7 protein-coding genes, 1 tRNA gene and 2 rRNA genes are annotated in these 12,553 nt (G+C 64.0%); 7 read left to right on the top strand and 3 right to left on the bottom strand.

All coding sequences use genetic code 11. The annotated features are described in order from the left end of the window. Positions 1 to 5: 5 nt before the first annotated feature. Positions 6 to 404, bottom strand: a complete 399-nt coding sequence (locus tag EFA46_RS03905) for a hypothetical protein (protein WP_218182529.1) — start codon at positions 402 to 404, stop codon at positions 6 to 8. Between the two features lie 134 nt (positions 405 to 538). Between EFA46_RS03905 and EFA46_RS03900 the strand changes: the two genes are divergently transcribed. The 3 genes from EFA46_RS03900 to pheT all read left to right on the top strand — a co-directional run bounded on the left by EFA46_RS03900 (position 539) and on the right by pheT (position 5,154). Further along, on the top strand, positions 539 to 1,723 hold the full coding sequence (locus EFA46_RS03900; protein WP_123074586.1) for an aspartate kinase: 1,185 nt from the start codon (positions 539 to 541) through the stop codon (positions 1,721 to 1,723). A 131-nt stretch (positions 1,724 to 1,854) separates the two neighbouring features. Beyond that, entirely contained in the window at positions 1,855 to 3,360 is a 1,506-nt protein-coding gene (locus tag EFA46_RS03895) for a phenylalanine--tRNA ligase subunit alpha (protein WP_123074588.1), read from the top strand. Beyond that, complete coding sequence (gene pheT / locus EFA46_RS03890) at positions 3,361 to 5,154, top strand: phenylalanine--tRNA ligase subunit beta (RefSeq protein ID WP_123074590.1); 1,794 nt, start codon at positions 3,361 to 3,363, stop codon at positions 5,152 to 5,154. Between the two features lie 57 nt (positions 5,155 to 5,211). On the opposite strand, the gene EFA46_RS03885 is transcribed toward pheT, so the two are convergent. Together EFA46_RS03885 and EFA46_RS03880 are read right to left on the bottom strand one after the other, a co-directional pair. Then, a complete protein-coding gene (locus EFA46_RS03885) occupies positions 5,212 to 6,261 on the bottom strand; it encodes a quinone-dependent dihydroorotate dehydrogenase (protein ID WP_123074592.1) in 1,050 nt (349 codons plus the stop codon). A 12-nt stretch (positions 6,262 to 6,273) separates the two neighbouring features. Continuing rightward, the gene (locus EFA46_RS03880; RefSeq protein WP_123074594.1) at positions 6,274 to 6,471 is read right to left on the bottom strand and encodes an AbrB/MazE/SpoVT family DNA-binding domain-containing protein; all 198 of its coding nucleotides are present in this window, start codon (positions 6,469 to 6,471) and stop codon (positions 6,274 to 6,276) included. A gap of 164 nt (positions 6,472 to 6,635) precedes the next feature. Here EFA46_RS03880 and EFA46_RS03875 point away from each other — a divergent pair, with 164 nt between their 5' ends. The 4 genes from EFA46_RS03875 to EFA46_RS03860 all read left to right on the top strand — a co-directional run bounded on the left by EFA46_RS03875 (position 6,636) and on the right by EFA46_RS03860 (position 12,476). Further along, positions 6,636 to 6,950, top strand: a complete 315-nt coding sequence (locus tag EFA46_RS03875; RefSeq protein WP_123074596.1) for a non-histone chromosomal MC1 family protein — start codon at positions 6,636 to 6,638, stop codon at positions 6,948 to 6,950. A 723-nt stretch (positions 6,951 to 7,673) separates the two neighbouring features. Further along, a 16S ribosomal RNA gene (locus EFA46_RS03870) occupies positions 7,674 to 9,146 on the top strand. A 112-nt stretch (positions 9,147 to 9,258) separates the two neighbouring features. Further along, positions 9,259 to 9,330, top strand: a tRNA-Ala gene (locus EFA46_RS03865). Between the two features lie 230 nt (positions 9,331 to 9,560). Next, a 23S ribosomal RNA gene (locus EFA46_RS03860) occupies positions 9,561 to 12,476 on the top strand. The 16S and 23S rRNA genes sit together here with 1 tRNA gene alongside, the layout of an rRNA operon. Positions 12,477 to 12,553 lie beyond the last annotated feature (77 nt).

Below are 12,553 nucleotides of genomic sequence, written 5' to 3'. Positions count from 1 at the left end.
GGGCATCAGTCCTCCACCGAGAGTCGATACCGCTCGGTGCGCTCGCCCGCGAAGCGCGGGCCGTCCCCGACCTCCTCGAAGCCGGCGTTCGCGACGGCGTCGAGCGCCCCCGACTCGGACGCCGGGACGACCACCTCGACGGGGATGGTCTCCGCGCGCGCGAACGCGACCGGTTCCTCGAGGAGGGCGGCGACCGCCTCCGCGTCCCCGACGAGGCGCGTGACGTGCACGGCGTCCGCGTCGACGTCGTAGGCGAGAACGCCCGCCGCGTCGCCGTCGCGCTCCGCGAGGAGGACCGTGCGTTCGCGGAGGAGGCGCTCGGCGGCGCGCGACGGGACGCCGACGAGGTCGGCGACGGCGTCGATATCGCTGGGGGCGGCGTCACGAACGGTCAGACTCGTCATCGCGCAGACGGTTCGCGCGCCGTGCCTAAAAAATCGCATCCCACCGCCGTGGTCTGGATAGACAGCGTTATCCCCACCCCGTTACTACCCCCGCCCATGACTGCGTGTGACACGACCCGTGTCGGGGTGTCCCGATGCGTGTAGTCGCGAAGTTCGGCGGGACGAGCCTCGGCTCCGGCGACCGAATCGACCGGGCCGCCGACTCCGTCGCGAACGCCGTCCGAGAGGGCCACCAGATCGCCGTCGTCGCCTCCGCGATGGGGTCGACGACCGACGACCTCCTCGAGGACATCACCTTCGACGCCGAGGAGGGCGACCGCGCCGAAATCGTCTCTATGGGCGAGCGGACGTCCGTCCGGATGCTGAAGGCCGCGCTCACCGCGCGCGACATCGACGCCGTCTTCCTCGAACCCGGCCACCCCGACTGGCCGGTCGTCACGAACGCACGCGGCGAAGTCGACGTCGAGGAGACCCAGCGCCGCGCACGGAAACTCGCCGAGCGGATGGACGGCGTCGTCCCCGTCATCACCGGCTTCCTCGCCGAGGACCACGACGGGAACGTCACGACCCTCGGGCGCGGCGGGAGCGACACCACCGCCGTCATGCTCGGGTGCTACATGGACGCGGACGAAGTCGTCATCGTCACCGACGTCGAGGGCATCATGACGGGCGACCCCCACGTCGTCGAGGGCGCCAGAAACGTCGGCGAGATCACCGTCGACGAACTGCGCAACCTCTCCTTCCGCGGCGCCGAAGTCGTCGCGCCCTCCGCGCTCACCTACAAGGACGCCGACCTCGACGTCCGCGTCATCCACTACCAGCACAGTAACCTCCTCACCGGCGGCACCTCCATCGAGGGCGAGTTCGAGAACATCATCGACATGCGGGACAAGCCGCTCGCCTGCCTCACCGTCGCCGGCCGCGCCATCCGGAACAGCCACGGTATCCTCGCGCGGCTCTCGCAGGCGCTCAGCGACGCCGACATCAACATCGACGGCGTCGCCTCCGGGATGGACTCCATCACCTTCTACGTCGACGCCGACGTCGCCGAGCGCGCGGAGAACATCCTCCATCGCGAAGTCGTCTCCGAGGACACGCTCTCCAGCGTGACCGTCACCGACGACGTCGCCGTCATCCGCGTGCTCGGCGGGGACTTCCCCTCCCAGCCCGGCGTCGTCCGCGACATCGTCAACCCCATCTCGGACGCCGGCATCTCCCTCCACGACGTCATCACCTCCGCGACGAGCGTCGCCGTCTTCGTCCCGTGGGACGACCGCGAACGCGCGCTCGACGCCGTGCAGTCGAACTTCGAGGGCTGACGCCCTCCCTCGTTCTCACACCCGTCTTCCGGTTGCCGCGCGCGACGGCCCGCGCGTCGCAGTCCCCCTCTCGTGCCGAGCGATGCGTCGCTTCGCAATAGCTATCCGCCTACCGGACACCACACGAACCAATGGAACTCCCGCAACGCGAACTCGCGGTCCTCGAGGCCGCGAGCGCGGACGAACCGACCACCGTCGCGGAACTCGCGTCCGCGACCGGCGAGAAGCCCGAGACGGTCACGGGCGCCGCCTTCGAACTCGAGGACCGGGGCTTCGTCACCGTCTCCGAGGAGACCGTCGCCGACGCCGAACTCACCGAGGAGGGCGAGCAGTACCTCGCCGACGGCCTCCCCGAAGTACGGCTCTACGAGGCCGCCCGCGAGGCGGGCGCCGACGACGACCCCGTGGGCATGGGCGAGGTGCTCGGCTCGGCCGGCCTCGAGGGCCCCGAGGTCGACATCGCGCTCTCGAACTACGCCCGGAAGGGCTACGGCGAAATCGACTCCGGCGACCTCGTCGCGAACCCGGACGCCGACCCCGAGGCCGACGAGGAGGCCGCCGCACTCGCGGCCGTCGCGGACGGCGAGCCCATCGACGCGGACGTCCGGGAGGCGCTGGAGCGCCGCGACCTCGTCGTCGTCCACGAGCGGACCGTCCGCTCCGTCACGCTCACCGACGCGGGCGTCGACGCGCTCATGGGCGGCGTCAGCGCCACCGAAGCCGTCGGCCAACTCACCCCCGAGATGCTCGCCTCCGGCGAGTGGGCTGACGTCGAGTTCGCCGACTACAACGTCGAAGCCGACGCCGAGACCCCCAGCAGCGGGAAGACCCACGTCCTGCGCGCCACCGCCGAGCGCGTGAAGGACGTCCTCGTGGGAATGGGCTTCGAGGAGATGGAGGGCCCGCACGCCGACTCCGAGTTCTGGATCAACGACGCGCTCTTCATGCCTCAGGACCACCCCGCGCGCACCCACTGGGACCAGTTCGCCCTCAGCGAGCCGAGCGAGGTCGACGAGCTCCCCGAGGACCTCCTCGAGCGCGTCGAGAGCGCGCACCGCGAGGGCGTCGGACAGGACGGCGACGGCTACCACTCCCCGTGGACCGAGGAGATGGCGCGCGGCGTCGACCTCCGCGGACACACCACGTCGCTCTCCATGCGCTATCTCTCCGGGGAGGCCGTCGGCGACCTCGAACCGCCACAGCGCTACTTCAGCGTCGAGAAGGTGTACCGGAACGACACCCTCGACGCCACGCACCTCCTCGAGTTCTTCCAGATCGAGGGCTGGGTGATGGCCGAGGACCTCAGCGTTCGCGACCTCATGGGGACGTTCACCGAGTTCTACAGCCAGTTCGGCATCGAGGACATCCGCTTCAAGCCCCACTACAACCCCTACACCGAACCGAGCTTCGAGCTGTTCGGCACGCATCCGCGCACGGGCGAAGTCATCGAAATCGGGAACTCCGGGCTCTTCCGCCCCGAAGTCCTCGAACCGCTCGGCGTCGACTGCGACGTCATGGCGTGGGGGCTCGCCCTCGAGCGCCTCCTCATGCTCACGCACGGCTTCGAGGACATCCGCGACGTCCACGGGACGCTCGCCGACATCGACTTCCTGCGGGACACGGAGGTGGTTTATTAGATGCCCGTCGTCGACGTCGACCCCGACGAGCTCCGGCGCCTGACGGGCCACGAGGAGAAGAGCGACGACGAACTCAAGGACGACCTCTTCGCGCTCGGCCTCGAGTTCGAGGGCGAAACCGAGGACGGGGAGTTCCAACTCGAGTTCGCGCCCGACCGACTCGACCGCCTCAGCGTCGAGGGCGTCGCGCGCTCCCTGCGCTACCAGTACGGCGACGCGTCCGGTGTGTACGTCCCCGAGACGAACGCCGCCGACTGGACCATCGCGGTCGACGAGTCCGTGCCCGACGAGCGCCCGTACGTCACGGGCGCCGTCGTTCGCGGCGTCGACCTCTCCGGGGGCGCGCTCGAGTCGCTCATCCAGCTCCAGGAGAAACTCCACGCGACCATGGGCCGCAAGCGCGCGAAGGGCGCCATCGGCATCCACGACCTCGCGATGCTCAAGGGACGCTCCGCGCGGGGCGCGGGCGACGGAGCGGCCGAGCCGCGCGACGACGGTGAAGCCGCGAGCGCGACTCCCGGCGCCGACGCCCCCGACGCCACGGCGTCGAACTCCATCACCTACCGGGGCGTCGACCCCGACGGCGACACGTTCGTCCCCCTCGACTCCGACGCCGAACTCACGCCCGCCGAGGTGCTCACCGAGCACCCCACCGGCGAGCAGTACGCCGACCTCCTCACAGCGTACGAGCGCTACCCCGCCATCTACGACGACCTCGGGCTGTTCAGCTTCCCGCCCGTCATCAACGGCCGGCGGACAGAAGTCACGGAGAACTCCCGCGACCTCCTCATCGAGCTGACGGGCACCGACCAGTGGACCATCGACCGGATGTGCAACATCATCTGCTACGCGCTCGACGCGCGCGGCGGCACCGTCGAGGACGTCACCGTCTCCTACCCCGACACCGACGTCACCAAGCCCGACCTCGAGGTCGAGGAGAAGGTCGTCACCCACGAGCGCATCGAGTCCACGCTCGGCGTCGACCTCACCGAGGAAGAGGTGCTCGACCTCTTCGGGCGCGCCGGCCTCGACGCCGAAAGCGAGGTCTGGGGCGACCAGGGTATCGACTACGTCGTCGAGGTCCCGCCGTACCGGACGGACGTCCTCCACCCCGTCGACCTCGTGGACGACGTCGGGCGCGCCTACGGCTTCAACGACCTCGTTCCGCGCTACCCCGACGTCTCCACCGTCGGCGGCCGCACCGAGACGTCCCGACTCGAGCGCGCCGTCCGCGAGACGCTCGTCGGCCTCGGCCACCAGGACCTCCTCAACTTCCACCTCACGAACGAGGCGGAGAACTACGAGCGCATGCGCCTCGAACCCGGGAGCGACGCGCTCGGCGGCGGTGAACCCGCCACCATCGCCGAACCCTACAGCGAGGACTACACCATCGTCCGCTCGTGGGCGCTCCCCTCGCTCGTCAGCCTCCTCGAGAACAACACCCACCGGGCCTACCCGCAGGACGTCGCCGAAGTCGGCTTCGCCGCCGAGCGCGACGACAGCAACACGGGCGTCGCCGAACGCCGCACCGTCGCCGGCGCCGTCGTCCGCCACGACGCCTCCTACGAGGACGCCAAAGCGCGCCTCCAAGTGCTCGCGCGCGACTTCGACGTCGAACTCGAAACGCCGCCCACCACGCACCCCTCGTTCATCGACGGGCGCACCGCCAGCGTCGTCATCGACGGTGAGGACGTGGGCGTCATCGGCGAACTCCACCCCGAGGTGCTCGTCGAACACGACCTCGAAGTGCCGGTCGCCGCCTTCGAGTTCCGCCTCGACGCGCTCGCGGAGTAGCACACGCTCGCGGTTAGCGCCCTTCTCGATTCGAAATACTGCGACGACGAGTTCGCTTCAGAGGTCCGCGCCGACCGCGTCCGCGACCGAATCGAAGCCGTCGCGCTCCAGGAGTTCGAGGAGGCCGCGATTGATCTCCGTCGCGATGGACGGCCCGCGATAGACCATCCCCGTGTAGAGCTGGACGACGCTCGCGCCAGCGCGGATCTTCGCGTACGCGTCCTCGGCCGTGAAGACGCCGCCCACGCCCACGACCGGGAGGTCCGTGCGCTCCGCGACGAAGCGGACCGTGTCCGTCGCGCGGTCCCGGAGCGGCGCGCCCGAGAGCCCGCCGTCCTCCACGCGGTTCGGGTGCGAGAGGCCGTCGCGCTCCGTCGTCGTGTTCACCGCGATGACCCCGTCGAGCCCGAGCTCCTCCGCGAGGTCCACGCCCGCCGCGACCCCCTCGCGAGAGAGGTCCGGGGAGAACTTCACGAGGAGCGGGCTCGCGCCCGCCTCACGGAGCGTCGTCAGGATGTCCGCCAAAGCGTCGCTGTGCTGGAGGTCGCGCAGACCCGGCGTGTTCGGGCTGGAGACGTTCACCACGAAGTAGTCGCCCGCGTCCGCGACGCGCTCGTACGTGTACAGGTAGTCGTCCGCCGCCTCATCGAGCGGCGTGGACTTCGACTTCCCGATGTTCACGCCCACCGGGACGTCCGGGAGCGCGCTCGCGTCGAGGCGCGCGCCCACCGCGTCCGCGCCGTCGTTGTTGAAACCCATCCGGTTGATGATCGCCTCGTCCTCCGGCAGGCGGAACATCCGCGGCTTCGGGTTGCCGGGCTGGCGCTCCGCCGTGACGCCGCCGACCTCGAGGTGACCGAAGCCGAGCGCCGCCACCCCACGCGGGACGTGCGCGTTCTTGTCGAACCCCGCCGCGACCCCCACCGGGTTGGGGAACGCGTTGTCGAACGCCCGCACGCGCAGGCGCTCGTCGTCCACGCCGTACCAGCGGTCGAGGCCGGCGAGCACCGGCGGGACGGACTGTGCTCCGCGTAGCAGAGAATGAATGGTCGTGTGCGCCGTCTCCGCCGGTAACTGGAAGAGGAGCGGCTTGAGCGTCTCGTACATCTGACGGCCCGCTCAGAAGTCGTGCTCGACCTCGTCCGGGTCGGCTTTCTGGATGATAATCTTGTCCTCGCGGACGCGGACGAACACCTCGTCGCCGATCTCCAACCCGGCGACCGCGAGTTCGTCCTCGTGGAGATTGACGTGAGCGTTGTGGTACTCCCCGTCCTCCCCTTTCGCACCACTCGGGCTGAGCTTCTTCTTGCGGACCATCGACTGACCTACGTCTACGTTCGACAGAGCAGTTACTTAAGCCCTTCCGAGTCTGCACCGCTTCGCCGATCCGCTCCTCTCAGGCGGCGAATCGCCACACAGACGGCCGATTTCGGCGATATGTTTATGATACGCCCTGTGTATCGTTCGCATGGAACGAGACCATGGTACGTGAGGACGGCAAGCGGAACTTCGCGCTCCGCGACAGCGACGGTTCGGAGAGTAGTGTTTTCAGTGGGAGCACGCCGAGACAGGCGGCGCTCAAGGCCGCCCGGCGGATCGACGACGTCGGCGAGAGCGAGGAGGCCGCCACCCGCTACGAGATACAGCTCCGAGAGAAGGGTACCGACAAACTCCACATCTACGAGGCGTGGGCGTGGCAGTCCGACTCCCCCGACGACAAGCCCGACTGGATGCCCGGGGAAATCACCGAAGCGAACGTCGCCAAACAGGGGATCGAGCACCTCGAGGAACCCTGAGCACGGACCGTCGGTCGGCTCCCCACCCGACCAGCCATCCGTCGCGTTAATCCTCCCCCGTCGCGTAGTGCCGTCTGCGCGGGTACCACCCGGCCAGACTGTACGCACACACGCGTAGGATGACCGGTCGGCCTCCGCCCGCGTCGCATTTTCCGTGCCACGATAGAGCGTCCCGAAGGAGGGGGTGGTTCGACGGCCTTATCCGTTACCCGGGCATTCGAAGAAATGCGAAGGACGTGACGTGGCCCGGTTCGCCCGGCGCCACCGACGCACGCCTCCCGAATCCACTCGGGTGATGGTCCGCCTCGCTTCCGGCGAGGTCGGAACGTCACCCTTAAGGGTATCCCGCGATTCGGAACAAATGCGAGCGACGTGACGTAGCCCGGTTCGCCCGGCGCTACCGACGCACGCATCTATTCCGACACTCGCGGGGCACTCCTCGACGCATCCAATCCGGGTGCGCTTCGAGGGGGTTAAGTACCCACGAGTATTCGGAAGGAATGCACACGTCGTCCCGGACCACGACACGCGTTCGACGGGTCTAAGTACCCCCGAACCAAACACTCTGGTCCGGAAGGAATGAGGATCCTACCCCTGCGGTCCGCCGTACAGATGGGATCTGATGTTAGCCTCGATGGTCAGTGACATCCGGCTGGTTCGACGCTCTGTCGTCGCAACCAGCGGAACCTTTGTTCCCGCCGAGCTGGGGTTACACCTCAGCACATTCCGGTTGATCCTGCCGGAGGTCATTGCTATCGGAGTCCGATTTAGCCATGCTAGTTGTACGAGTTTAGACTCGTAGCGGAAAGCTCAGTAACACGTGGCCAAGCTACCCTGTAGAGATGGACAACCTCGGGAAACTGAGGCTAATCCATCATAACGCTCGCTGTCTGGAAGGACGTGAGCCGGAAACGCTTTGGCGCTACAGGATGCGGCTGCGGTCGATTAGGTTGACGGTGGGGTAACGGCCCACCGTGCCCATAATCGGTACGGGTTGTGAGAGCAAGAGCCCGGAGACGGAATCTGAGACAAGATTCCGGGCCCTACGGGGCGCAGCAGGCGCGAAACCTTTACACTGTACGCAAGTGCGATAGGGGGACTCCGAGTGTGTGGGCATAGAGCTCACACTTTTGTAGACCGTAAGGTGGTCTACGAATAAGAGCTGGGCAAGACCGGTGCCAGCCGCCGCGGTAATACCGGCAGCTCGAGTGATGACCGATTTTATTGGGCCTAAAGCGTCCGTAGCTGGCCAGTCAAGTCCGTTGGGAAATCCACCTGCTCAACAGGTGGGCGTCCAGCGGAAACTGATTGGCTTGGGACCGGAAGATCCAAGGGGTACGTCCGGGGTAGGAGTGAAATCCTGTAATCCTGGACGGACCGCCGATGGCGAAAGCACCTTGGAAGGACGGATCCGACAGTGAGGGACGAAAGCTAGGGTCTCGAACCGGATTAGATACCCGGGTAGTCCTAGCTGTAAACGATGTCCGCTAGGTGTGGCACAGGCTACGAGCCTGTGCTGTGCCGTAGGGAAGCCGAGAAGCGGACCGCCTGGGAAGTACGTCTGCAAGGATGAAACTTAAAGGAATTGGCGGGGGAGCACTACAACCGGAGGAGCCTGCGGTTTAATTGGACTCAACGCCGGACATCTCACCGGCTCCGACAGTAGTAATGACGGTCAGGTTGACGACCTTACCCGACGCTACTGAGAGGAGGTGCATGGCCGCCGTCAGCTCGTACCGTGAGGCGTCCTGTTAAGTCAGGCAACGAGCGAGACCCGCACGTCTAATTGCCAGCAACACCGATTGGTGGTTGGGTACATTAGGCGGACTGCCGCTGCTAAAGCGGAGGAAGGAACGGGCAACGGTAGGTCAGCATGCCCCGAATGAGCCGGGCTACACGCGGGCTACAATGGCCGAGACAATGGGTTGCAACACCGAGAGGTGACGCTAATCTCCTAAACTCGGTCGTAGTTCGGATTGAGGGCTGAAACTCGCCCTCATGAAGCTGGATTCGGTAGTAATCGCGTGTCAAGAGCGCGCGGTGAATACGTCCCTGCTCCTTGCACACACCGCCCGTCAAAGCACCCGAGTGGGGTCCGGATGAGGCCGCCGTTTCGGCGGTCGAATCTGGGCTCCGCAAGGGGGCTTAAGTCGTAACAAGGTAGCCGTAGGGGAATCTGCGGCTGGATCACCTCCTAACGCACGGGATCGAGCCTTCTGGGCTCGACCCACATTTGTTGCGAGGACAGGCGTCGCGCCAGCCGGACACTTTAGACCATCGAGGCTAACGAACCCCCCTGTGTGGGGGTGGGCCCATAGCTCAGTGGTAGAGTGCCTCCTTTGCAAGGAGGATGCCCTGGGTTCGAATCCCAGTGGGTCCATGTGTTCAATCAGTAGTTCCGGATCGTGCCCCTTAAGTGTGGGACGCCGGAATGATTGATTGAGTTCGACTGATGCACCATCCCGTGAGAGCGCGGATGGGAAGGGTCGATGTACGCTCCCGGATCACCTCCGGGACGTGCGATGAAGACTGTGTGTACGTGTAATCCAGGCGCTCACTGGACTCGCTTGCAGTGTAGTGCGAGTCTTATTGAACGTCACAACATTGACAACAACGTGGCTACTGTGCCGCCTGGTGGATGGCTCGGCTCGAGTGCCGACGACGGACGTGCCAAGCTGCGATAAGCCTGAGGGAGCCGCACGGAGGCGTAGAACTCAGGATTTCCGAATGGGAATCCCTTTTACAATTGCTTTGCGCAATGGGGAACGACCGGAATTGAAACATCTTAGTACGGTCAGGAAGAGAAATCGAATGAGACGCCGTTAGTAACCGCGAGTGAACGCGGCTCAGTCCAAACCGAAGCCCCCTTGGGGCAATGTGGTGTTCGGACTGACTTTCATCGAATGAAGGATCGTGTGAAGTCTCCTGAAACGGAGTGCGATACAGGGTGACAGCCCCGTAATCCGATCTAGTAGTTCGTGCGTCAGTTCCAGAGTAGCGGGGACCGGAAATTCCTCGTGAATTTAGCAGGCATCGACTGCTAAGACTAAGTACTCCTCGAGACCGATAGTGAACAAGTAGCGTGAGCGAACGCTGAAAAGTATCCCGAGAAGGGAGCTGAAATAGAGCCTGAAATCAGGTGGCGATGGAGCGACTGGGCATAAAAGGCCCTTTCGAGAACGACCGAGGTGCAAGCCTTTGGTAGGATCGAGAGGGAGCCGATGTCCGGTCGTACGTTTTGAAAAACGAACCAGGGAGTGTGCCTGTTTGGCGAGTCTAACCCGAGTATCGGGGAAGGCATAGGGAAACCGACATGGTCGCAGCATTGCGAGGACCGCCGTCTTCAAGGGCGGGGAGTCAAACGGGCACGACCCGAAACCGAGTGATCTACGCGTGGGCAAGGTGAAGCACGGCGAAAGCCGTGTGGAGGCCTGTTAGGGGTGGTGTCTTACAATACCCTCCCGTGACCTACGTGTAGGGGTGAAAGGCCCATCGAACTCGGCAACAGCTGGTTCCGACCGAAACATGTCGAAGCATGACCTTCGCCGAGGTAGTTCATGGGGTAGAGCGACCGATTGGGGAGTCCGCCTCCGAGAGGAGTCGGCCCCCCTGTCGAACTCCGAACCTATGAACGCTGTGGACGCGAGGAATCCGGTGTGCGGGGTAAGCCTGTGCACCGTGAGGGAGACAACCCAGAGTTAGGTTAAGGTCCCCAAGTACGAGCTAAGTGCGATTGAAGGTTGTCTCGAGCCCTAAACAGCCGGGAGGTGAGCTTAGAAGCAGCTACCCTCTAAGAAAAGCGTAACAGCTTACCGGCCGAGGTTCGAGGCGCCCAAAATGATCGGGGCTCAAGCTCGTCACCGAGACCTGACAGCACCCGTGAAGGGGTGATCTTGTAGGTCGGCGTTCTGCTCGGGTGGAAGTACGGACGAGAGTTCGTATGGACCGTGCAGGAACGAAAATCCTGGTCATAGTAGCAGCGTTAGTCGGGTGAGAACCTCGACGACCGAAAGAGCAAGGGTTCCTCGGCAATGCTGATCAGCCGAGGGTTAGTCGGTCCTAAGTCACATCGTAATTCGAGTGTGACAAAAGGGAAACTGGTTAATATTCCAGTACTGTCGTACGTTGAAAGTTGACGCCTTGGGGTAGGTCGAGCCGGACAATCGTCCGGTCGAACCACCGAAATCCGTGGAAGCCGTAATGGCAGGAAGCGGACGAATGGTGGGATAGCGATAGTCGATCCAACCCGGGGCCCGTGAAAAGACGAGTACGACATCCGTACCGAGATCCGACACAGGTGCTCTGGCAGCGAAAGCCAAGGTCTGTCGGGATCAACCGACGTCAGGGAATTCGGCAAATTAGTCCCGTAAGTTCGCGATAAGGGATGCCTGCCCAGTGATTGGGCAGGTCGCAGTATCATGGAAGCTCCGACTGTCTAATAACAACATAGGTGACCGCAAATCCGCAAGGACTCGTACGGTCACTGAATCCTGCCCAGTGCGGGTATCTGAACACCTAGTACAATAGGACGAAGGACCCGTTAACGGCGGGGGTAACTATGACCCTCTTAAGGTAGCGTAGTACCTTGCCGCTTCAGTAGCGGCTTGCATGAATGGATCAACGAGAGCTTCACTGTCCCGACGTTGGGCCCGGTGAACTGTACGTTCCAGTGCGGAGTCTGGAGACCCCCAAGGGGAAGCGAAGACCCTATAGAGCTTTACTGCAGGCTGTCGCTGGGACACGGTCGCTGATGTGCAGCATAGGTAGGAGGCGTTACACAGGTACCCGCGCTAGCGGGCCACCGAGCCATCAGTGAAATACTACCCGTCAGTGACTGTGACCCTCACTCCGGGAGGAGGACACCGGTAGCCGGGCAGTTTGACTGGGGCGGTACGCGCTCGAAAAGATATCGAGCGCGCCCTACGTCCATCTCATCCGAGTCGGAGACTCGGAGAAGAGTGCAAGAGCATAAGATGGGCTGACAGTGTCCTACACAACGAGGGACGCTGACGCGAAAGCGTGGTCTAGCGAACCTATGAGCCTGCTTGATGCGGGCCATAGATGACAGAAAAGCTACCTTAGGGATAACAGAGTCGTCACTCGCAAGAGCACATATCGACCGAGTGGCTTGCTACCTCGATGTCGGTTCCCTCCATCCTGCCCGTGCAGAAGCGGGCAAGGGTGAGGTTGTTCGCCTATTAAAGGAGGTCGTGAGCTGGGTTTAGACCGTCGTGAGACAGGTCGGCTGCTATCTATTGGGGGTGTTATGGTGCTTGACGGGAACGTTCGTATAGTACGAGAGGAACTACGAACGGTTGCCACTGGTGTACCGGTTGTCCGAGAGGGCATGTGCCGGGCAGCTACGCAGCACGGGGTAAGAGCTGAACGCATCTAAGCTCGAAACCCACCTGGAAAAGAAGCACCGTGGAGATCACTCGTAGAAGACGAGTTAGATAGACTCGGGATGTACGCGTCGAGGCAACGAGACGTTGAGTCCGCGAGCACTAATCGATCGAGCCACACATTCATAGACTTGGACTATCTGCACGCGAGTCCAGGCGTTAACTGGATTACACATTACACACACAGTCGGAGGAGTCTCG

It is taken from the genome of Halarchaeum sp. CBA1220 (assembly GCF_003721175.2).
Classification (GTDB): Archaea; Halobacteriota; Halobacteria; order Halobacteriales; family Halobacteriaceae; genus Halarchaeum; species Halarchaeum grantii.
The sequence above is the reverse complement of the archived record's forward strand: the minus strand, read 5'-3'. Positions and strand labels throughout refer to the sequence as shown.

What these genes read in the sequence shown, in the direction of transcription:
- EFA46_RS03885 (WP_123074592.1), bottom strand. Translation starts at nt 6,261, where the DNA reads ATGTACGAGACGCTCAAGCCGCTCCTCTTCCAGTTACCGGCGGAGACG.
- EFA46_RS03895 (WP_123074588.1), top strand. Translation starts at nt 1,855, where the DNA reads ATGGAACTCCCGCAACGCGAACTCGCGGTCCTCGAGGCCGCGAGCGCG.
- EFA46_RS03875 (WP_123074596.1), top strand. Translation starts at nt 6,636, where the DNA reads ATGGTACGTGAGGACGGCAAGCGGAACTTCGCGCTCCGCGACAGCGAC.
- EFA46_RS03880 (WP_123074594.1), bottom strand. Translation starts at nt 6,471, where the DNA reads ATGGTCCGCAAGAAGAAGCTCAGCCCGAGTGGTGCGAAAGGGGAGGAC.
- EFA46_RS03905 (WP_218182529.1), bottom strand. Translation starts at nt 404, where the DNA reads ATGACGAGTCTGACCGTTCGTGACGCCGCCCCCAGCGATATCGACGCC.
- EFA46_RS03900 (WP_123074586.1), top strand. Translation starts at nt 539, where the DNA reads ATGCGTGTAGTCGCGAAGTTCGGCGGGACGAGCCTCGGCTCCGGCGAC.
- pheT (WP_123074590.1), top strand. Translation starts at nt 3,361, where the DNA reads ATGCCCGTCGTCGACGTCGACCCCGACGAGCTCCGGCGCCTGACGGGC.